The sequence below is a fragment of the Bacteroides sp. BFG-606 genome (assembly GCF_024788145.1).
Classification (GTDB): domain Bacteria; phylum Bacteroidota; class Bacteroidia; order Bacteroidales; family Bacteroidaceae; genus Bacteroides; species Bacteroides vicugnae.
In genome coordinates this window covers 1,172,799-1,195,850 of record NZ_JANUIL010000001.1, presented here as the reverse complement: position 1 = coordinate 1,195,850, position 23,052 = coordinate 1,172,799, and the positions used below count along the sequence as shown (strand labels likewise).

The 23,052-nt window shown below is 41.9% G+C and carries 11 protein-coding genes; 6 read left to right on the top strand and 5 right to left on the bottom strand.

Going from position 1 to position 23,052, the window contains the following annotated elements:
• Position 1 precedes the first annotated feature (1 nt).
• The 5 genes from NXV01_RS04380 to NXV01_RS04360 all read left to right on the top strand — a co-directional run bounded on the left by NXV01_RS04380 (position 2) and on the right by NXV01_RS04360 (position 13,228).
• Complete coding sequence (locus NXV01_RS04380; RefSeq protein WP_259021790.1) at positions 2-2,764, top strand: GH92 family glycosyl hydrolase; 2,763 nt, start codon at positions 2-4, stop codon at positions 2,762-2,764.
• Positions 2,765-2,857: 93 nt separating this feature from the next.
• Positions 2,858-6,916, top strand: coding sequence for a hybrid sensor histidine kinase/response regulator transcription factor (locus NXV01_RS04375; RefSeq protein ID WP_234131789.1), 4,059 nt, complete (start codon positions 2,858-2,860; stop codon positions 6,914-6,916).
• Between the two features lie 144 nt (positions 6,917-7,060).
• Positions 7,061-9,073, top strand: a complete 2,013-nt coding sequence (locus NXV01_RS04370) for an alpha-galactosidase (RefSeq protein WP_258978875.1) — start codon at positions 7,061-7,063, stop codon at positions 9,071-9,073.
• 30 nt (positions 9,074-9,103) lie between these two features.
• Entirely contained in the window at positions 9,104-11,038 is a 1,935-nt protein-coding gene (locus NXV01_RS04365; RefSeq protein WP_258978874.1) for a sialate O-acetylesterase, read from the top strand.
• 3 nt (positions 11,039-11,041) lie between these two features.
• Entirely contained in the window at positions 11,042-13,228 is a 2,187-nt protein-coding gene (locus tag NXV01_RS04360) for an alpha-galactosidase (RefSeq protein ID WP_371826250.1), read from the top strand.
• 96 nt (positions 13,229-13,324) lie between these two features.
• Here the strand turns inward: NXV01_RS04360 and NXV01_RS04355 are convergent, their stop codons facing one another.
• The 4 genes from NXV01_RS04355 to leuS all read right to left on the bottom strand — a co-directional run bounded on the left by NXV01_RS04355 (position 13,325) and on the right by leuS (position 18,699).
• Positions 13,325-14,167, bottom strand: a complete 843-nt coding sequence (locus tag NXV01_RS04355; protein ID WP_004302804.1) for an OmpA family protein — start codon at positions 14,165-14,167, stop codon at positions 13,325-13,327.
• 31 nt (positions 14,168-14,198) lie between these two features.
• Positions 14,199-14,780, bottom strand: coding sequence for a non-canonical purine NTP diphosphatase (locus tag NXV01_RS04350; protein ID WP_258981879.1), 582 nt, complete (start codon positions 14,778-14,780; stop codon positions 14,199-14,201).
• A gap of 51 nt (positions 14,781-14,831) precedes the next feature.
• Positions 14,832-15,749, bottom strand: a complete 918-nt coding sequence (locus NXV01_RS04345) for a YitT family protein (RefSeq protein WP_004302802.1) — start codon at positions 15,747-15,749, stop codon at positions 14,832-14,834.
• A gap of 115 nt (positions 15,750-15,864) precedes the next feature.
• Entirely contained in the window at positions 15,865-18,699 is a 2,835-nt protein-coding gene (gene leuS / locus NXV01_RS04340; protein WP_259021789.1) for a leucine--tRNA ligase, read from the bottom strand.
• A gap of 734 nt (positions 18,700-19,433) precedes the next feature.
• Here leuS and NXV01_RS04335 point away from each other — a divergent pair.
• A complete protein-coding gene (locus tag NXV01_RS04335) occupies positions 19,434-22,004 on the top strand; it encodes a glycoside hydrolase family 78 protein (protein ID WP_259011272.1) in 2,571 nt (856 codons plus the stop codon).
• A gap of 114 nt (positions 22,005-22,118) precedes the next feature.
• Here the strand turns inward: NXV01_RS04335 and NXV01_RS04330 are convergent, their stop codons facing one another.
• Positions 22,119-23,036, bottom strand: a complete 918-nt coding sequence (locus NXV01_RS04330) for a HEPN domain-containing protein (RefSeq protein ID WP_217724037.1) — start codon at positions 23,034-23,036, stop codon at positions 22,119-22,121.
• Between the last annotated feature and the right edge of the window lie 16 nt (positions 23,037-23,052).

Sequence of the window (23,052 nt, the reverse complement as noted above, 5' to 3'; positions counted from 1 at the left end):
GATGAAACCATACCGCCTGTTAACAAGTTTAATTACTTTATTGTCTTTTAGCCTAGTATCCGCTTCCCCATATAATATTGCGCCTGATAGTCGTGTATCGGCCTCGTCTACATTAAATGAATCGTATGAAGCATCTAATGTTACTGACCGGATAATCCGTGTACCGGACAAAGGAGAATGGGCTTCTAAAAGCACTATGACGTTTTGGGGGCAGATTGATTATCCCTGGATACAATTAGACTGGGATAATCCGGTATGTGTTAACAAGGTTGTTTTGTATGACCGTCCCGATGAAAAAACACATATAGCAGGCGGTATATTGCATTTTAGTGATGGGAGTTGTATAAATGTGTGCCAAATACCTAATAATGGTAGCCCGAAAGTAGTTGAATTTTCTGCAAGAAAGACAAAATGGATCCGTTTTGAGGTAACTGACGGAGATGGGGTGAATCTCGGCTTATCAGAAATTGAGGTTTTTCCGGCTCCTGAAGATTATTCTGATTATGTGTCGTGGGTAGATCCCTATATCGAGTCGGCAAGAGGGAGATATTTCTTTTTTGTCACGGGGAGTCAGCCATTCGGGATGATAGGTGCTGCTCCTTTAACCCGGAATAAAAATCAATATGGCGGGGGATATAATTATAACTCTACCGATATACTCGGTTTTCCCCAGATACATTGTTGGATGTTGTCCGGTTTATCACTCATGCCTACCACTGGAAATGTGAACCCGACATTAGGTGAACAACATTGGAAATCTCACTTTACACACGATGGAGAGATTGTACAACCGGGTTATCACCGGTTATATCTGGAGAATTATAATATGTGGGTGGAGCAAACTGCAACAGACCGGGTTAGTTTTTACAGGTTGACATATACCGAACATGCATCAGCAAATATATTGTTTAATCTGGGAGGGTATGTTGGCACTTCCACTATGGTTAATTCCAAAGTGTATAAAACAGGCAATAATGAGATTACCGGATATTTTGATACAAAGGGACGTTTGTGGGGCGGACCGGATATTGTGAGAATATTTTTTGTAGCTCATTTTGACAAGCCTTTTGACTCTCTTGACGGTTGGGCTGATAAAGACTATTTTTCTGATATTGAGGAGTTTCAAGGAACTACAGAAAGTACGCCACGGATAAGTTCGGGATGGAGTTATCATGATGCTCCCACATCAGGAGTCAGTGCAAAATATGAAGTCCGGGCGGGAGATCAGATAAATGTTAAAATGGCAATTTCATATGTAAGTATTGCTAATGCGAAAGAGAATCTGAAAGAAGATTGTGATCATTGGAATTTTAATCAAGTTCGCCGGGAGTCACAAGATGAATGGAATCAATGGCTGGGTAGAATCGAAGTAAAAGGAGGGACGAATGCTCAAAGAATCAAATTATATACAGACTTGTGGCACACTTTGCTGGGACGTCATAAACTGGATGATTATAATGGCGAATATCCGGATTATACAAAAGGCGGAATACGGCAAGGATCACATACGGTAAATGTAAAACTGGCGGTTGGGAAATTGAAGAAAGACAGTCGCGGTAAGCCGATTCATCACATGTATAATTCAGACGCATTTTGGTTGACCCAATGGAATCTGAATACTTTGTGGGGACTTGCATATCCTTCCGTATTGGATGATTTTGCAGCGTCTTTGATACAATACGATGTCAATGGTGGTTTATTGCCCCGTGGTCCTTGTGCCGGAGGATATTCATATATTATGACTGGGTGTCCTGCCACATCACTTATCACTAGTGCATATCAAAGGGGCATAACCAAAAAGTGGTCGCCAAGGGCAGGTTATGAAGCGATGAAAAGAAACCATGCCAAGGGAGGTATGCTGGCGTTGGATATGGATAACGAACTTGATTTTTATATTCAAAACGGATATTGCCCTGATAATGCGGGATTGACGATTCAGTGGGCCTTTGAAGACTGGGCTTTAGCAGAAATGGCTGCTAAAATGGGTAAACGGAAAGATTATATCTATTTTCATAAAAGGTCGACAGGTTGGACGGAATCTTTTAATAAACAAGTAAATCTTATCCTACCTAGAAGAAAAGATGGAAGCTGGCTGCATACCGATCCTTTGAATGGTGCGGGATATGTGGAAGCTAATGCCTGGCAAGCTACATTCGGGTTATCTCATGATATACCTAAATTGGCGGAGCTTATGGGTGGTAGCGATAGTTTATGCTATATGTTGAATAATGCTTTTGAGCAATCCAGATCAACAGATTTTGTTTATGGTTACGGTGGTGGATATGTGAGTTATGCCAATCAGCCGGGATGTTCTAATGCACATGTTTTCACTCATGCGGGTAAGCCTTGGTTGACTCAATATTGGGTACGTCGTGTGAAGGAACAAGCCTATGGAGCAATAACACCGGATAAAGGATATGGCGGGCACGATGAAGATCAAGGACAGATGGGAGGTGTGAGTACCTTGATGGCAATCGGACTTTTCAGTTTGGACGGTGGTGCAAAACGTGATCCGGCTTACGATATAACAAGCCCGGTATTTGACGAGGTTATTATAAAATTGGATTCAGTTTATTATAAAGGTAAAGAGTTCAGGATAAAAACTTATAATAATTCGACAGAGAATTGTTATATACAGCGTACCTGTCTAAATGGCAAAGAATATGATTCTTATCAAATCCCGCACATTGATTTTGCTCAAGGCGGGGTACTCGAATTATGGTTGGGAAATGTTCCGAATAAGAAATGGGGAATTGCTGATTGATATATTTCATTTTATATATAATATTATGACGTTCGTTCGATATAAGAAAATTCGTGTATCTTTGCGTATGTAACGAATAATATTATCCATACTATGAAAAGATCTATACTCATATTGTCGGTAGTGTGTAGTTTGATACTTTCCGCAACATTTGTCAGAGCACAGGCATATTCTCAATTTTACTTTACTCATATTAATGGTGAAAATGGCTTGTCGGCAAGTAATGTCAAGGCAATCTTGCAGGATAGCTATGGATTCATGTGGTTTGGCACTAAGAACGGATTAAATCGTTATGATGGTACGTCTATTCTTCAACTTAACTGTGACGACCTGAAAGCAGGAATCGGAAATCATAATATCAGTGCTCTTTACGAAGACAAGGAACGTAAACTTTGGGTGGGAACCGACCGGGGAATTTATGTGTATGATCCCACAATGGATATTTTTACCCGCCTGAATCCAGAGTCACCGGATAAAATCACACCTGATAATTGGGTGGCGGAAATACTTGCTGATTCTGTCGGTAATGTATGGGTGCTTATTCCTGACCAGGGACTATTTCGTTTTGAAGGAACGAAGAAAGTCAGCCATTATCCTATCACGGGAAAAAGTAATTTTAAAAATGAAAGTCCCGAATGTATTGCCATTGACAAAAAAGGTGGAGTATGGGTAGGAACTTCCGGAGTAGGATTATTTAAATATAATCCGCAGAAAGATGCGTTTGAACAGTATCTGGAAGACCGTAACGGACATTCATTGGCTAATAAGAACATAATGAGTATGTGTTTTCGGGACGATGATACCGCTATTCTTGCTATTCATGAAGGAGAATTATTAAAATATAATACACAGTCTCGTGAACTGGCTACTATTCCTTTTCCGGGAGAACGGAAAACTTTTTTACGTGATGTGGTCTGTTTCGGAGATGAACTTTGGGTAGGTTCTCATCATGGGCTTTTCATTATTAACGAAAAGAAAAACAGTACATTGCATCTTAAAGAAGATTTGATGCGTTCGTTCAGTTTGTCGGATAACATTGTCTATTCAATTTATAAAGATACCAAAGGAGGTATCTGGATTGGGACAATGTTTGGAGGTGTTAATTATCTGCCTAAACATCGTCTTGTATTTGATAAATATGTTCCCGGAAGCGACGGACATTCTTTGAATACCAAACGCATCCGTGGATTAGCGGAAGATGATAACGGATGTATTTGGATTGGAACTGAAGATAACGGAATTAATGTGTTGAATCCTCAGACCGGAGAAGTACATCAAGTGTATGATAATGTACCGGGGCATCTTATCACTTTATGTGTAAGACATTATAATAATCATATTTATTGTGGATTATTCAAGCAGGGGATGAATGAAATCCGTCTGCCTGATGAACGGATCCGGTGTTTGTCAGAAGGGGAGTTAGGCATTGATGAAGGCAGTGTGTACGACTTTATGATAGATAGTAAAGGGCGTAAATGGATAGGAACCGGATGGGGACTTTATATGTCCGGACCGAATGAAAAGGAGTATCACAGGGTAGATGCTATCGGTTACAACTGGGCCTTTAATATCATGGAGGCGAAAGATGGTACAATTTGGGTGGCATCTATGGGAAACGGAGTCTGGAAATGCAGACCCGAATCAGGGATCTATCAGAACTACGCCTACGAGGCAGGTAAGAAAAATACGCTTAGTTCCAATTCCGTCAGTTTCATTATGCAGGACAGTAAGGGCAATATATGGTTCTCTACTGATCGCGGCGGAATCTGTCGCTATAATGAAGTACAGGATAACTTTACCTCTTTTGGAATTAATGAAGGATTGCCGGACGATGTCTGCTATGATATTCTGGAGGATGAACATTCTAATTTATGGTTTGGGACTAATAAAGGACTGGTACGTTTTAATCCGGAAAGTGGAGATGTAAGCGTATTCACCAATAAAGACGGATTATTAGGGAACCAGTTCAATTATAATTCGGCGCTTAAAGCACGCGATGGTAAGTTTTATTTCGGAGGGGTGGACGGACTGATTGCTTTTGATCCCAATACTCAGGATGAAAGCGGATCGCTGCCTCCGGTTTATATTTCCAAATTTAGTATTTATAATAAGGAAATCACTGTGCATACTCCGAATTCGCCTTTGAAACAGTGCATTGTACATACCAATGAAATAGAACTTCCTTATAATCAGTCAAATATCAGTTTTGATATAGCTATGCTTAGTTATTCTACTGCGGAGACCAATCAATATTATTATCGTATGGTACCGCTTGATAAAGAGTGGATACGTGCTGCCAGCAACAAGAATATATCGTATGCTAAATTGCCTCCGGGTAAATATACTTTTCAAATAAAGGCAACTCATCATGCGAGCAAATCCGATCCTTCAACCCGTTCGTTGACGATTGTTATTTTGCCGCCTTGGTGGCAGTCCGTATGGGCTTATATTGTTTATGCACTGGCTATTATCTTGTTTGTATTCTGTTGGTTTTTATGGTACAAGCATCGTAAGGAGCGGCAGATGGAAGAACGTCAGAAACTTTTTGAAATAGAGAAAGAAAAGGAATTGTATGAATCGAAGGTTGATTTCTTTACGGAGATAGCTCATGAAGTACGTACTCCGCTGACGTTGATTAATGGTCCGCTTGAGGCTATTCAGGAGGAGAATCTTCCGGAATCTAAAAAGAAGAAGTATATTAATGTAATAGTACAGAATACGAAGCGGCTGTTGGAACTGACAGGACAACTTCTCGATTTCCAGAAGATTGGTGCCAACAAGCTTTCCATGAAATTTGAAAGTGTTGACATTACGGCACTTCTGAAAGGAATCGTAGCTCGTTTTGAAGTAACTTTCAATTTGAATAACAAAGAACTGGTTCTGAAATTGACTGAAGAGGAAATATGGGCGGCAGTAGATAAAGAAGCAATAACTAAGATTGTGAGCAATTTGCTTAATAATGCATTGAAGTATGCCTGGCAGCATATACAAGTGGAACTGGAGAAAGACGATCTTTATTTCACGATTCGGGTTATTAGTGACGGAAATAAGATTCCGGAAGAAGCGAGCCAATATATCTTTGAACCTTTTTATCAAATGGAAAAGAAAGAAGCACCTAAGAACGGAGTAGGTATCGGACTTTCATTAGCACGTTCGCTGGCATCTCTTCACAAAGGGACACTTACCTTGGATACTACAAGAGAAAAGGATAATGTCTTTATTCTGACCATTCCTTTAAATAAGGAAGGTATCAGTCTGGAGAATAGCAAAGCGGTACAAAAAGATATAGTTGAGTTGGATGAGGAAACTTCTGTTGAAACAGATATGCACGGATACACTCTGTTGTTGGTAGAAGATAATGAAAGTATGCTGGCCTTTATCTCTGAAAGGTTATGTGAGTGTTTCACTGTGGAGACGGCGAAGAATGGTGCGGAAGCAATCGAAATATTGAGAAGCAGTCATGTCGATTTGATCATTAGTGATATTATGATGCCGGTGATGAATGGCTATCAGTTGTGTAAGGAAATCAAATCAGATCTTGAGCTTTCTCATATCCCTGTTATCTTCCTGACTGCCAAGAATGATATTGACAGTAAAATCAATGGCTTGAAGTATGGGGCGGAAGCCTATGTGGAGAAGCCTTTCTCGTTCGGTTATCTCAAAGAACAGATATTATCATTACTCAATAACCGTCGACGGGAGAGAGAGGCATTCTCGAAACGTCCGTTCTTCTCGGTAGATAATATGCAGATGAACAAAGCGGATGAGGAATTTATGAATAAGGTGATCCGGATTATTGAAGACAATATAACCGATGATAATTTCGGAGTAGAGAAAATGGCGGATATTCTCTGTATGAGCCGCTCTAGTTTGTTGAGAAAAATCAAAACGATATTTAATCTCTCCCCACTCGACTTCATTCGCCTGATTCGCCTGAAGAAAGCGGCGGAATATATTCAGGAAGGCAAATACCGGATTGGAGATATCTGCTATATGGTGGGCATTAATTCTCCGTCTTATTTCAGCAAGTTATTCTTGAAACAGTTTGGTATGACTCCGAAAGATTTCGAGAAACAGTATCAAAGTGGAAAACAAACAATCATTCCACAGGATATAAGGAATACGGATACTATAAATGATGCGGATAAATAGAAAATTTGCGGATTCAGAGAGATTGTGAAGCATATTGCCGTAAATCTTTCATTTTTTGACTTGTTTACGCCAAGCCATACTTCCGGCAATGCCTATCTTTGGGGAACACTTTTATTCTATTTAAAACCATATTCATTGTGCCATATGAAAAACAGACTTCGACAGTTTAAAATCATTTTCGGAACTATGTTCCTGTTATTCACTTTATCCGGATATGCTGCCGGATATAAAGGTCTGACGACGGGCGGCTGGCAAATCCGCTTCGATGATCAGAAAGGGGGAGTTTCACTTTATAAAAAGTCAAAAAATATTTGTGAAGGACTATATGCTTCTTACCTATGGGGAGAGCAGACGGTTACTACGCGTGACTATGCACGCCATAAGGTTAGTATTCGAAAAATATCAGATGCTTTCGGTAAAGGAACTCTTTATAAGATTGAACATACAGATAAATCTTTGCCTAAGTTGACACAGTACTTTTATCTTTATCCGGATAAAGAGTATATATTGACGGAGTTTAGTATAGAAGGAAAGAATAATGTCGCTTCCAATCGGATGGCACCTGTGAATGTAGACCGCATGGCTGAATTACTTCCGGCAGGTGACAATCGTGCTTTATTTATGCCTTTTGATAATGATAAATGGATCAGATACCAGTCTCATGCACTTAATTTCGACACATTGACCAGTTATGAGGTAACGGCTGTTTTTAATAATGAAGGGCGTAGCGGACTTGTTGTAGGTTCTGTGGAGCATGACAATTGGAAAACGGCTGTAATGTTAGGTAAAGGAGACCATAGAAACATCGGCTCTTTGACTTGTTACGGTGGAGTAGCTGATGAATTGACGCGGGATGTGAAACCTCACGGAGCATTGAAAGGCAAGAAGATCAAGTCGCCCAAAATATTACTGGGATTCTTTGAAAACTGGTGCGACGGATTGGAAACTTATGCAAAAGTTAATGCAATCATATCACCTCCGAAAGAGTGGGGAAAAGCGGTTCCATTCGGTTGGAACAGTTGGGGAGCTTTGCAATTCAACCTGACTTATGAAAAAGCGATGGAGGTTTCGGACTTTATCAAACAAAATCTTCAAAATAATCATTTTGTCAATCCGGATCACACGGTTTATGTCGGATTGGATTCCGGTTGGGACTGTATGAATGAAGAACAATTGAAGTCATTCATTGCAAAATGTAAATCGAACGGCCAGATTGGAGGGATTTACTGGACTCCGTTTACCGACTGGGCGCGTGACCCCGAAAGAACGGTGGATGCTGCTCCTGAATATAAATACAAGGATATCTACCTTTATGCTAACGGAAAACCACAGGAACTGGACGGTGCTTATGCCATTGACCCTACTCATCCTGCTGTAGAGGCAATGATGAAAAAGACGTCTAGCTTGTTTCACCGAACAGGATTCGAGTATGTGAAAATGGATTTTATGACCCATGGAGCGATGGAGGCTGATAAATGGTATCTTCCTGAAGTGACAACGGGTATCCAGGGATATAATTATGGGATGCAGTTGCTGGATAAATATTTTGGGGATATGTATATCAATCTTTCTATTTCTCCGGTATTTCCGGCACAATATGCACAGTCGCGTAGAATTGCCTGCGATGCATGGAACAAAATCAAGGATACCGAATACACACTGAATGCATTGTCTTATGGATGGTGGCAGAAGTATATCTATCAATTCAATGATGCAGACCATATTGTGTTGAGAGATGCTACAGATGGTGAAAATCGGGCGCGTATCACTTCCGGAGTTATTACAGGTATCTATATTGGTGGAGATGATTTCAGTGCTGCCGGAGGAAAAGATGGAAAAGAAAAAGCGTTGAAATATCTGACGAATCCTGACATCAATGCTCTTGCTACAGGTGAAGTATTTCGTCCGGTAGAGGGGAATGGAACTCAATCGGAACAGATCTTTGTAAGAAAGGAGAAAGATGGAACTTTTCATTGCGCACTTTTCAATTATTCGGAACAGGAACAGACAGTGACACTTTCGTTGGATAGAATAGGGCTGGAGCAAACACACAGTTATCAGGTGAAAGAATTATGGAGTGGCAGCCGGACTACTGCCAAAAATAAGATAGAGGTTACTATACCTGCCAAGGATGTGAAAGTGCTGGAATTCAACTAATAGCCGATAATCAATAAACTAACCGAAAAAATGAATAAATATAGAATTACTCTTATGGCCCTGTGCATGGCTATTTGTACACAGGCTAAGGTAACTTTACCATCGTTTTTCACCGATAATATGGTGATACAACAAAAGAGTACGTTGATATTGCCCGGAAAAGCAAAAGCCGGCAAGCAAGTCACAGTAAAAACGAGTTGGGATAACCGAAAATATACAGTTAAAGCGGGAGTGGATGGAAGTTTTACTTTGCAGTTACCTACTCCTGCTGCCGGAGGTCCTTACCAGATTGAGCTTTCAGACGGCGAAATGCTGACTTTGCGGAATATAATGGTGGGAGAAGTCTGGTTTTGTTCCGGACAATCCAATATGGAAATGCCAGTTGCCGGATGGGGCAAGGTTATGAATTATGAGCGGGAGGTGGCAGAAGCCAATTATCCGTTTATTCGTCTATTACAGGTAAAAAAGACTGTATCTTTAACTCCGCAGGATAACGTAGAAATGAACGGAGGGGGTTGGCAGGAATGTAGCCCTTCCTCTGTTCCGGAGTTTTCATCTGTCGCTTATTTCTATGCCCGCCAATTGTGGAAAGAATTAAATGTACCTGTTGGTGTGATAGATTGTACCTGGGGTGGCACTCCGGCCGAAGCGTGGACAAGCTTCGGTACCTTGCAACAGGTGATGGGTTTCCAGGAAGAAACAGCTAAAATGAAGAGACTGGATTTTAATAAAGAAGCTCTTTCTGCTGTTTATCAACAGGAGATGAAGGACTGGCGTGAACAATTTATTATCCGGGATGCTGGTTTTACTCAAGGGACTCCGCAATGGATTTCGGCTTTACAGACTGGGAAAGAGTGGAAGCCTATGGAGTTACCCGGTTATTGGGAAGAAAAAGGACTGGATGGGCTTGACGGTATTGTCTGGTTTCAAAAGGAGATAGATATTCCTGCCGAATGGGCAGGAAAGGAGGTAACTCTTAGTCTGGGAATGATAGATGATGAAGATATTACTTATTATAATGGTAAGGAAATAGCCAGAGGATCGGGGTTTGCCACCCTCCGGAAGTATACGATTCCGGCTGGGGAAGTTAAACCCGGCAAAGGAATTATCACAGTTCGTGTATCTGATTTCGGGGGAGAAGGTGGTATTCATGGAAAACCGGAAACTTTGTATGCGGAAATGGGTGGACAGAAAATATCATTGGCCGGAATCTGGAACCATCACATCGGATTAACTTTGGATGAATTACCATCTGCGCCCATGTCACCGGAGGGTTCCAGTTATCTGTCTGTATTGTATAACGGAATGGTTCATCCTTTTACGATTTTTCCAGTTAAGGGTGTTATATGGTATCAGGGCGAAGCTAATGTAGGCCGTGCCCGTCAGTATTCCCTTCTTTTTCAGTCGCTGATAGCCGACTGGCGGAAACAATGGAAACAGGAGTTACCTTTCTATTTTGTGCAGTTGGCAAATTACTTGCGTAGTCAGGAGATACAACCCGATTCGAAATGGGCTGCATTGCGTGAAGCACAGTCTGATGCACTTTTTATGGAAGGCACGGGTATGGTATCGGCTATTGATCTTGGTGTAGCGCATGATATTCACCCAAAAAACAAACAGGAAGTGGGAAGACGGCTGGCTCTCCTGTCGTTGGCAAATACTTATCAGAGGGGCACGTATGATGTACCGGCTTTTCTGGAATACCGTATTTCGGGAAATAAACTGATACTTAGTTTCGATTGTGAGGTGAAGACTGCGACAGGCGAACCCAAAGGATTCATTATTGCCGGACCAGATCAGGTGTTCTATCAGGCAACTGCTACTATCCAGGGAAAAGAGGTTATCCTTGAATCGCCGGAAGTGGAAATACCTATTGCGGCACGTTACGGATGGGCAGATAATCCGGAGTGTAATCTTTATGGAACTGCCGGACTTCCGGTTGCTCCGTTCCGTACTGATAAATAAGAAATGATTGTAATAACATTAAATAAATATACCGTGAAAGTAAAAGTTATTTTTTTATTCTGTCTTTTGGGCATCTCCTGTATGTTGAAGGCAGCTGACAAACCTATTATTAAGATTGAAACAGATTGCACAAGCCTGATTTTCCAGGTGGGAGACAACGGTCGTCTATACCAGCGTTATCTGGGTAAAAAACTGAATCATGAATCAGACTTTGTCTACTTGCCGCAGGGAACCGAGGTTTATATTACACATGGGGCAGAGGATTATTTCGAACCGGCTATTCAAGTGCTTCATAATGATGGAAATCCATCTTTATTGTTGAAATACGTAGAACATAGCAGTAGCCGACAAAATGACGGAAGTGTAGAAACAGTGATTACCCTAAAAGATGATAAATATCCTGTGACTGTGAAATTGCACTATATAACGTATGCTGCGGAAAATATCATCAAGACATTCACTGAAATCAATCATCAGGAAAAGAAACCTATTGTATTGAGCAAATATGCTTCTTCTATGCTTCACTTTAACCGTGATAAGTATTTTCTCACGGAGTTTTCCGGTGACTGGGCACATGAGGTCAACATAGCCGAGCGTGAACTGGCATTTGGTAAAAAAACGATTGATACCAAGTTGGGTGCGCGTGCCAATATGTTTGTTTCTCCATTTTTCCAGTTGTCTCTGGGTGCTCCGTCGGAGGAAAATTCAGGAGAGGTATTAGTCGGTACTTTGGGGTGGACAGGTAACTTCCGTTTTACCTTTGAAGTGGATAACAAGAATGAACTTCGTGTCATTTCCGGTATTAATCCGTACGCTTCGGAATATAGCCTTCCTGCTAAAGAAACCTTTCGCACCCCGGACTTTTATTTCACTTATAGCTTGAACGGTAAGGGAGAAGCTAGCCGCAACTTTCATGATTGGGCGCGTAAGTATCAGATTAAGAAGGGTGACCAGACCCGTATGACACTGCTCAATAACTGGGAAGCTACTTATTTTGATTTTGATGAGAATAAGTTGGTTGGATTGATGGATGAGGCTGTCAAACTGGGAGTGGATATGTTTCTACTCGACGATGGATGGTTTGGTAATAAATATCCGCGTAGCGGCGATCATCAAGGGTTGGGTGATTGGAAAGAAACGGCGGATAAACTGCCGAATGGTGTAGGACGTTTGGTAGAGGAGGCGCAAAAGAAAGGTATTAAATTTGGAATATGGATAGAGCCTGAAATGGTGAATCCGAAAAGTGAACTGTATGAAAAGCATAAAGACTGGGTGATTCATCTGCCTAATCGGGATGAATATTATTTCAGAAATCAGTTGGTACTTGATTTGAGTAACCCGGCAGTGCAGGATCATGTATTCGGTGTGGTAGATAAATTGATGACAAACTATCCGGGCATTGCTTTCTTTAAGTGGGATTGTAACAGTCCTATCACCAATATCTATTCTTCTTATCTGAAGGATAAACAGTCGCATCTGTATATCGAATATGTGCGCGGGCTGTATAAAGTGTTGGAGCGTGTGAAAAATAAATATCCGGATTTACCGATGATGCTTTGTGCCGGTGGTGGCGGACGCTCTGACTTTGAAGCATTGAAATATTTTACGGAATTCTGGCCTAGTGACAATACTGACCCTATCGAACGTTTATTTATTCAATGGGGATTCTCACAAATATTTCCTAGTAAGACGATGTGTGCACATGTTACGACTTGGAATCGGGGAACCAGCATTAAGTTCCGTACTGATGTAGCTATGATGTGTAAACTGGGCTTTGACATCAAATTGGATGATATGAACGAGAATGACCATATCTATTGCAATCAGGCGGTAGAAAATTATAATCGTTTGAAACCTGTTATCCTTGATGGCGATCTGTATCGTTTGGTTTCTCCTTATGGCAGTAACCATACCTCTTCTATGTATGTAAATAAAGGTAAGAGTAAAGCTGTATTGTATGCATTTGATATTCATCCGCGTTATGCAGAAAAATTATTACCGGTACGTTTGCAGGGATTGGATGCTGACAGAATGTATCGTGTGAAGGAAATCAATTTGATGCCAGGTAGCAATTCTTCGTTTCAAGGTAATAATCAACTATATTCAGGAGAGTATCTGATGAATGTGGGATTGGAAGTGTTTACAACCCAACAACTGAACAGCCGGATTGTAGAAATCACTGCTGAATAAATTAATATTATGCGTTGATTTATAACAGACTTCCAACATTTGTTTTGTTGCTTTTTACATATATGGGCTGCTTATTAAAGCAGCCCATATATGTTTTTACTTAGACTCTTCCGAACTTTGAAGCATCTGAAACAACTTATCCAGTTTCGGAGCCATGATAATTTCCGTACGGCGATTCTTACTTCTGCCTTCGGCTGTTTCATTATCATCCACAGGCATATATTCACCGCGACCACTAGGCTGAATCTGCAAAGGATTCACATTGTAATTCTTGATGAGGATACGAACTACGGAAGTGGCACGGATCACACTTAAATCCCAGTTATCTTTGAATTGTACAGTATTGATCGGTTTGTTATCCGTATGACCTTCGATAAATACATCAATGTCCGTCTGCTTGTTTAGTACTTCCGCCAGTTTACCGAGAGCTTCTTCTCCGCGTTTATCCAGGCGGGCACTTCCTGATTGGAATAATAGTTTATCGGACATAGCTACATATACTTTTCCGTCTTTCTCACGAACGGTCAGCTCGTCGGTACTGAAACCAAGTAAGGCATCTTTTACATTGCTCAAAAGATTCTGTACCTTATCGTTCTGCGCTTTAATCATATCCTGCAACTCATTGATGGTACGCTCTCTTTCGTTAAGCTCGTTTTTCTTCTGGCTCAACAGGGCATTCAGCTTTTCCTGTTCGGTCATATTCACGTTCAGCATGCTTTGATACTGACGGATACTGTTTCCCATTTTGGTCGTATCACGCAAAAGGTTCTTGATTTGTGCCGACATTTGCGCGTTTATATTTCGGCAGTCGGTCAATAATCCTTGCAAACTATCTTTGCTTATAGTAGCTGCCATTTCTGCCTGCATGAACTTCTTTTTTGTTACACATGAAGTACATAACAGTAACGTAAGTAAAGTAAATAAAGTAATTTTCTTCATTGTGTTTTATATTTTAAGTGGGTATGTATAATTAGCTTTGCAGAAACTCACAAAGTTTCTGTACAGCCAGTGCACGATGGCTGATTTGGTTTTTTATATCATTTCCCAATTCGGCAAAAGTCCGGTCGTAGCCTTCAGGCTTAAATACAGGATCGTAGCCAAATCCGGAATCACCACGTTTTTCTTTGATTATTTCGCCTTTTATCACTCCTTCAAAGAGATACTCCTTTCCGTCCAATATCAACGAAATAGCGGTGCGGAATTGCGCTTTACGGTTTCCCTTTCCGTCCAGTTCGTGAAGGAGTTTGAGCATATTAGCCTGGGCGTCATGTCCTTCACCTCCTGCATAGCGGGCGGAATAGACTCCGGGAGCTCCGTTCAAGGCTTCCACTTCCAATCCTGTATCATCGGCAAAACAATCCAGATGATAGTTTTTATAGATATAGGAAGATTTTAATAGCGCATTTCCTTCCAGTGTTTCGGCAGTTTCGGGAATATCTGTTTGGCAACCGATATCATTGAGACTTAGTAATTCCACTTGATCTCCTAAGATAGCGGCTACTTCTTCCAGTTTATGAGCGTTATTGGTAGCAAATACAAGTTTGCGTTTCATCATCTTATTTTTTTGTTTTAACAAGGTGGTTCAATACTTATCAACCAGTTATTATTTCACTTTCAGTTTATCGAATCCTTCGCCATACACGCCGATAACAGAACTTTGAGAGATAAAAGCATTTGGATCAATGCGTTTTACCAAACGGAAAATGTCGAGTGACTGACGTTTCTTGGCAAGTACTACCAATACTTTCACATTGTTTTTACTGTACCATCCCGTACCGTCGAGTACTGTTACTCCCCGGTCGGCATCTTTAATAATCCGGTCGGCTATTTCATCATATTTCTTGGAGAAGATGAAGAATTGAACCGATTGACGGGCACTGTTGATAATCCAGTCGAGCACAACGCCGATGATAAACAGAGTGACAAAACCGAAAATAACCCGGCGCCAGTCATGAAATATAAAGTAACAGGAACTGATAATGAATACATCACAAATCATAATCATTCGTCCGAGTGATACATCTTTGTATTTATTGACGATAGCGGCGATAATATCTGTTCCACCCGTACTTCCATTGTAGTTGAAAGTGATACCCAGACCTACACCGCACATGGCTGCACCGATAATGCAGGCCATGAAATCCTGCCCTGTACCGAGTAGCAACGGTTTACCGTCCGGCGTCATATCCGGCGCTTCTACATAATTGTTCACCACCAACTGGAATAACCAAAGCAGAAAAGTCAGTGTAAAAATAGCATAAGTGGTTTTTATACTAAATCTTGGACCTAATACCCGGATGGCAAAGGTCATCAGAACTGCATTAATAATGAAGTATGACCATTGGATTGGAAATCCCGTTGCATAATAGATAATAGCTCCGATACCGGTAGTTCCTCCGGTAGTTATCTGATAAGGTAACAGGAATGCAGCCCATCCCAAAGAATAGCTTATCAATCCGAGAGTGATGTAGATATAATCTTTCACTTCTCTCATTACTTCTGCTTTTGATAGTTTATGCATAGGATTTTAAGTAATAGGATTTTTAAAGTATTAGGTATAAAGTATTAAGTATTAACCTGGCGGATATATTGGGATAGCGGCTACGGATAATACTTAATACTTATTACTTAATACTTTAAATTACAACGTTTACAATCTTCTTCGGAACGACAATGATTTTCTTTGGAGTCTTGCCGTCAATCCACTTCTGCGAACGTTCGTCGGCCAATACAGCCGCCTGAATAGCGTCCGAAGCTTCATCTGCTGCAAATTCCATATTGAAACGTGCCTTTCCGTTGAAAGAGATGGTATAGTTGACAGTATCTTCTTTCAGATATTCTTCATTGTATGCAGGCCATTGGGCGTCGCATACGGAAGTCTCGTGTCTCAATACGTCCCACAACTCTTCGCAGACATGCGGAGCGAAAGGAGCGAGCGTGATAACGAGCTGTTCCAGAATCTCTTTCTTGCTGCATTTCAGGTTGAAGAGTTCGTTTACGCAAATCATGAATGCGCTGATAGATGTATTGTAAGAGAACTGTTCAATATCACCTGTCACTTTCTTAATCAATTTATGAAGGCTCTTCAACTCTTCTTTCGTTGCAGGTTCGTCCGTTACCAGATATTCATCCGTACGGCTGTAGAACAGCGACCAGAATTTGCGGATAAAACGGTGTACACCGTCAATTCCGTTTGTATCCCACGGTTTGGATTGTTCTACCGGGCCGAGGAACATTTCGTACATACGAAGCGTATCTGCACCGTATTTCTCAACAATCATATCCGGATTGACTACATTGAACATAGATTTACTCATCTTTTCAACTGCCCATCCGCAAACGTATTTTCCGTCTTCGAGGATAAATTCGGCTGTTTTATATTCAGGACGCCATGCTTTGAATGCTTCCAAATCCAAAATATCATTAGATACGATATTTACGTCTACGTGAATAGGGGTAACTTCGTACTGATTTTTCAGGTTCAGTGAAACGAAAGTATTGGTGTCTTTGATACGATATACAAAGTTACTGCGACCTTGAATCATTCCTTGGTTTACTAACTTTTGGAATGGCTCTTCCATTACAGACACACCCATGTCATACAGGAATTTATTCCAAAAACGAGAATAAATCAAGTGCCCTGTTGCATGTTCGGTACCACCTACATATAGGTCTACATTTTTCCAGTACTGGTCAATTTTCGGATCAACTAATGCCTTATTATTATGCGGGTCCATGTAGCGGAGATAGTAAGCCGAAGAACCGGCGAATCCCGGCATGGTGTTTAGCTCCAGCGGGAAGACAGTTACATGGTCAATCTTCTCATTTTCTATTACACATTTGTTTATTGTATCCCAAGCCCATTTAGTTGCGTGTCCTAATGGAGGTTCACCTGTTTCGGTAGGCAGGAATTTAGCGACTTCCGGAAGTTCAAGCGGCAGGCTGGCTTCGTCGATCATATAAGGCATTCCGTCTTTGTAGTAAACAGGGAACGGCTCACCCCAGTAACGCTGGCGGGAGAAGATAGCGTCACGCAGACGGTAGTTCACTTTCACACGGCCCAGATTGTGGTCTTTTACATATTTCTTGGTCGTTTCTATCGCTTCTTTGATAGTCAGTCCGTTCAGTGAAAGATCACAGTAAGGAGTGACATCCGGACGCGGAGAGTTACACACGATACCTTCTTTTGCATCGAAACTTTCTTCGCTAACATCACAACCTTCTACCAACGGACGGATTTCTAATCCGAAATGTTTGGCAAATGCATAGTCGCGGCTATCATGAGCAGGTACAGCCATAATAGCTCCTGTTCCGTATCCGGCCAGTACGTAATCGCTGATCCATACGGGTACTGCTTCACCTGTGAACGGATTGATGGCATACGAACCACTGAATACACCGGTAACGCTACGGTCGGCAATGCGTTCACGTTCCGTACGTTTTTTGGTACGGTCGAGGTAAGCGTCTACTTCTGCTTTTTGTTCAGGAGTCGTTAATTGTGCCACCAATTCACTTTCCGGAGCTAATACCATAAAAGTAACACCGAACATGGTATCTGCACGAGTGGTGAAAATTGTGAATTCGAGGTCACTGTCTTTTACTTTGAATTGCACTTCAGCACCTTCCGAACGTCCGATCCAGTTTCTTTGGGTTTCTTTCAGAGAATCTGTCCATTCGATCGTGTCCAATCCATCAAGCAAGCGTTGTGCATACGCAGATACACGCAAACACCATTGGCGCATTTTCTTCTGGATAACAGGAAAACCGCCACGTTCGCTGACTCCGTCTACTACCTCGTCGTTAGCCAGTACAGTTCCTAATTCGGCACACCAGTTTACCATTGTTTCACCCAGATAAGCGATACGATAGTTCATCAGGATTTCCTGCTTTTCTTTTTCGCTTTTGGCGTTCCATTCTTCGGCAGTGAAACTGATTTCTTCGCTGCAAGCGGCGTTCAGTCCTTTGTTTCCGTAGATGGCGAAGGCTTTTTCCAGTTCTTCGATAGGACGGGCTTGCTGTTCATCGTTGCAATAATAGCTGTTGAACATTTTTTGGAAGGCCCATTGCGTCCAGTGATAATATTCCGGGTCGCACGTGCGGATTTCACGGTTCCAATCGAAAGAGAAACCTATTTTGTCCAACTGCTCGCGATAGCGGTCGATATTGTTGACGGTAGTGATTGCAGGATGCTGTCCGGTCTGGATGGCATATTGCTCGGCAGGCAAACCGTAAGCGTCATATCCCATCGGGTTGAGTACATTGAAGCCCTGCAGTCGTTTGTAACGGGCGTAAATATCCGAAGCAATGTATCCCAGCGGATGACCTACGTGTAGGCCGGCTCCTGATGGATAAGGAAACATGTTTAGTACATAAAATTTTTGCTTCGAATCATCTTCCGTAACTTGGTAGGTTTTCTCTTCTACCCACCTTTTCTGCCACTTCTTTTCAATTTCTCTGAAATTGTACTCCATAGTGATAAAGTTTTTATTTATAGTGATTTATACTGTTATTTCTAATTCGAGGCACAAATTTACGTGTTTATTTTCAGATAACCACGCTTTCCCTATTGACTTTCTTCTTTTTATTTTGTATATTTGAGGTCAATAATAATAAAGAAATAACAATGAAATATATAAATTTTATTACATAAAGTTCAATAGGTTAATATGCGAATTGCATAACGAGGATAACGAATGGGCAAGAAACTGTGAAGGTTCTTGCCCATTTTTGTTGCAATAATTCTATTTTAGGTATTGAAAGTGTCAAAAAAGAGTTTATAATAAACTTGGATACCGTTTATAATAAACCTCTTCGTTATTTATTAAAAACTTGAATAGAGTTTATTCGATTTCGAGGATTTCGTGTAAAGAAGAAAGAATGATTGCAATGAATAACTGGCATCTTCTTTTCTTATTTGGTAAATAATAGGTACAATAGGCTGAATGATTGTATTGATTATATTATTTTACAATATATCATTGTTTTGCTTGATAATCGATCATTCAATGTACAAAGCTCCTGTCGTCTGTTCAATCAGATCGGACTTATGAGTCAGTTCCGGATTGAATAGAAACCAGCATTGAGTCAAAAAAAATGCAGAAATCGTCTGTCATATCATATAATTCTGTAATTTTGTTGTGCAAGCCCTGTAAAACTAAACAGCATTTCCAAGTTAATCTTTTAATACTAAAAAATACATATAAGTATGAAAATGAATCTTCATTGTTTTGCGAATCTTATCCCGATAATGATTCTCGCGCTTTTCTCGAATAGCGGACTGATAAACGCAACCGAGGTTGGAAAACGTACTGACCCATTGGAAGCGTCAGCCTGGAACGAATCCAAATGGATTTCAGCAGTAGATGCCCCTGTAGTGAAAGGACATAACAACGGTCGTGCGGCCGATGGCGCGAGTTGGTTTGTGTCCACCGTGAAAAACGAACAGAAAATTGTCTCCGCCAAGTGGATGACTGCTGGACTGGGAGTTTACGAGTTGTATGTGAATGGGAAACCTGTAGGTGGGGAATTCCTGAAACCGGGCTTCACACACTATGCCAAGACCAAACGTTCTTTCACCTATGATATTACAGACGTTATCCATACCAAGCCAAACGCCGAGAACATGCTTTCCGTACAGGTGACGCCGGGATGGTGGGCTGATAAAATCATAACCCCCGGAGGACATGACGGCATGATAGGCAAGAAATGTGCCTTTCGCGGTGTACTGGAACTGACTTTTTCTGACGGAAGCAAGAAGCGCTACGGTACCGATCTCGAAAACTGGAAAGCCGGAATTGCCGGTCCGGTGAAACATGCCGGTATCTTTGACGGAGAAGAGTACGATGCACGCGAACCGATGGGCTTCGAATGTGTGGACAAACTCTCCATACCCGAAGAGAACACCGAATTTTCTGGCGACATTCTGCCTTCGGACGGAGCGGAAGTCTATCTGCGTACAGATCTTGCTCTTGCTCCTATCAGAGCATATATTTGGAAGAATATAGAAGGAGCGAAAGAGAACGAGTTCGGTAAGGTGATTATCGCCCGTGAGTTCGCATCGGGCAAGGAGATGACCGTAAGTCCGGGAGAGACGTTAGTGGTGGACTTCGGGCAAAACTGTGCCGGTGTACCCTCTTTCGTATTCAAAGCTGCCGAGGGAACAGTGTTGATCTGCCTTCCCGCAGAGTTGCTCAATGACGGCAACGGTGCTAAGATTCGTGGCATGGACGGTCCGGAAGGAAGTTGCCATCGCGAAAATCTGCGCATCCCCCACACCGGTATTCGTCTGGATTATACTTTTGCTGCCGGAGATAATTATGTGACCTACTACCCTCATTGCACCTTCTTCGGCTACCGCTACGTCTCCATAACTGCCACCGGAAATGTCTCTATCAAGTCGTTGAAGTCTATCCCCGTTACTTCCATCACAAAGGAACTGGAAACCGGCACTATCACCACAGGTAACGACCTTGTGAATAAGCTCATTTTCAACACCTATTGGGGGCAGCTATCCAACTACCTCTCAATACCTACCGACTGTCCGCAGCGCGACGAGCGCTTGGGCTGGACAGCAGACACACAAGTGTTTGCCGAAACCGGTACGTTCTTTGCTAACACCATGAAGTTCTTCCACAAGTGGATGCGTGATATGCGCGACACCCAAAACAGTTTGGGCGGATTCCCCGGAGTGGCTCCCTTGGCACAATACGGTGATGAGAAAATGCGTTTGGGTTGGGCCGATGCCGGAATCATCGTGCCCTGGACGGTATGGAAGCAATTTGATGACACGCAAATCATCGAGGAGAACTGGAACGCCATGGACCTGTTTATGAACCATATCAACGACACCAAGTATAACCACGAGACCCTCTGCGGCGAGAACGGCAACTACCAATGGGCTGACTGGTTGAGCTACGAACCGCTGGAAAGTTGTAGCGGACTGGCTTTCTCTCCCCAAGGTCCGCTTCCCGATGCTATTAGTTACTGGAACTATTTGAGCGCTTCCTATTGGGTAATAGATGCTTTCATGATGCGAGACATGGCTGCCGCTACTGGCCGCAATGCCTCCAAGTACCAACAAATGGCCGACTTGGCAAAGGTATACATCAAAAAGAACTTCCTCAACGAGGACGGCACCTTCAAAACCGCCATCCTCAACACCATGCAAACTCCTGCCTTGTTTGCCCTAAAGAACCAGCTTTTGGAAGGCGAACCCAAAGCGAAGATGATAGACCGCCTGCGTGAAAACTTCGCACAGCACGATCTTTGCTTGCAGACCGGATTCTTGGGCACATCCATCCTCATGGCCACCCTCACGGAGAATGGCATGGAAGACATTGCCTATGAACTCCTCTTTCAACGTAAGAACCCAAGCTGGCTATACTCTGTGGACAATGGAGCCACCACCATTTGGGAACGGTGGAACAGCTATATGATAGACAAAGGAATGGGACCACGCGGTATGAACAGCTTCAATCATTATGCCTACGGATGCGTATGTGAATGGATTTGGGAAACTGTTGCCGGCATTGCAGCCGATCCTGCTACTCCCGGCTTCAAGCATATCATTATGAAGCCCATTCCAGACAAGCGATTGGGACACGTAACTGCCGAATACCGTTCCGCCGCCGGACTCATCAAGAGCGCTTGGAAATACGAAGGAGATACCTGGATTTGGGAATTCACCATTCCTAAGGGTGTTACCGCTACCGTAACCCTTCCCGGAGAGATGAAGTCAAAGGAGTATGGAAGTGGAACTTACAAGGTGACCAAATAGTTTTTCATGTAAGAATATGATATCAAGGAGATATCTAGAAACTCTCTTTTGACGTGATTACCCTCATTACAGCTATCTGTGATGAGGGTAATTCTTCATTTTTACAATATATGGTTATATCTTGTCTTTCTCTTCTTTTTCTATCATCTCGTCGTAATACGCTATGCGTGCAGCACATTCCCGGATAGTTACTTCGCGCAGCACCTCTGTTCGTGCCAGCATATACTCGTATTCCTCTTTGTTAACGGTGAACAGCCGGTTGTATCGCGCTTCGATATATGCCCTGCATAATTTATCAAACGCTTTATTTTCTTCGGGAGTATTGGTAGGAAACACATTAGCAAATCCTCGTGAACAGCTTCTGACCATCGCTCCTAGTACTTTCAATTCATGAGATTTAGGGCGAATACCGCTATACACAAGAGTAAACGTTTTGTAGTAACGTTCGCAGGCTTGATGTAATAAGAAAGAGCCATATTTAAAATTACCTTTTTCGTAAGCAGTATGCCCCGAATCTAGAAAACATTCTCCCATGTAGAAACATTCTTCATATTCTTCCTCTGCATATTGCTTAATCTCCCGATACGGCAACTTCTCAGGTTTACCAATCTGAAACGTACCATTGTCATACAATAGAATTCCGTCTTTTATAATTTCATAAAAGAAATAATGCTTCCTTCTTATAGCTCTATTAATAGTCACTGGAGTTTCTACAATAATATTAGGCGGTGCCGGATGCCGCTTTCCTTCCATTCTTGTATCATATTTAGGAACGATCACCTCGCGCGCATGCCTCTCTGCTTTATTTGCGTCTCTCGTATCACATATCACCAGAATATCCAAGTCACTTTGGTAGTAAGTAGTTACTCCACGTTCGTCGTATATTTCATCCCAGATGACATATTTTCCCCGCGCATAACTTCCATACAAGATAATCATACGCACATTCGTAAGATTTGACAATATCAGCTCTTGCAACACCGCCAACTCTTCTTGCGTGCGTTTGGGCAAACGTTTTATTGATCTTTTCATATTGTTAGCCTATCTG

Coding starts and splice junctions, on each gene's coding strand:
- NXV01_RS04380 (WP_259021790.1), top strand. CDS start 2: ATGAAACCATACCGCCTGTTAACAAGTTTAATTACTTTATTGTCTTTT.
- NXV01_RS04375 (WP_234131789.1), top strand. CDS start 2,858: ATGAAAAGATCTATACTCATATTGTCGGTAGTGTGTAGTTTGATACTT.
- NXV01_RS04370 (WP_258978875.1), top strand. CDS start 7,061: ATGAAAAACAGACTTCGACAGTTTAAAATCATTTTCGGAACTATGTTC.
- NXV01_RS04365 (WP_258978874.1), top strand. CDS start 9,104: ATGAATAAATATAGAATTACTCTTATGGCCCTGTGCATGGCTATTTGT.
- NXV01_RS04360 (WP_371826250.1), top strand. CDS start 11,042: ATGATTGTAATAACATTAAATAAATATACCGTGAAAGTAAAAGTTATT.
- NXV01_RS04355 (WP_004302804.1), bottom strand. CDS start 14,167: ATGAAGAAAATTACTTTATTTACTTTACTTACGTTACTGTTATGTACT.
- NXV01_RS04350 (WP_258981879.1), bottom strand. CDS start 14,780: ATGAAACGCAAACTTGTATTTGCTACCAATAACGCTCATAAACTGGAA.
- NXV01_RS04345 (WP_004302802.1), bottom strand. CDS start 15,749: ATGCATAAACTATCAAAAGCAGAAGTAATGAGAGAAGTGAAAGATTAT.
- leuS (WP_259021789.1), bottom strand. CDS start 18,699: ATGGAGTACAATTTCAGAGAAATTGAAAAGAAGTGGCAGAAAAGGTGG.
- NXV01_RS04335 (WP_259011272.1), top strand. CDS start 19,434: ATGAAAATGAATCTTCATTGTTTTGCGAATCTTATCCCGATAATGATT.
- NXV01_RS04330 (WP_217724037.1), bottom strand. CDS start 23,036: ATGAAAAGATCAATAAAACGTTTGCCCAAACGCACGCAAGAAGAGTTG.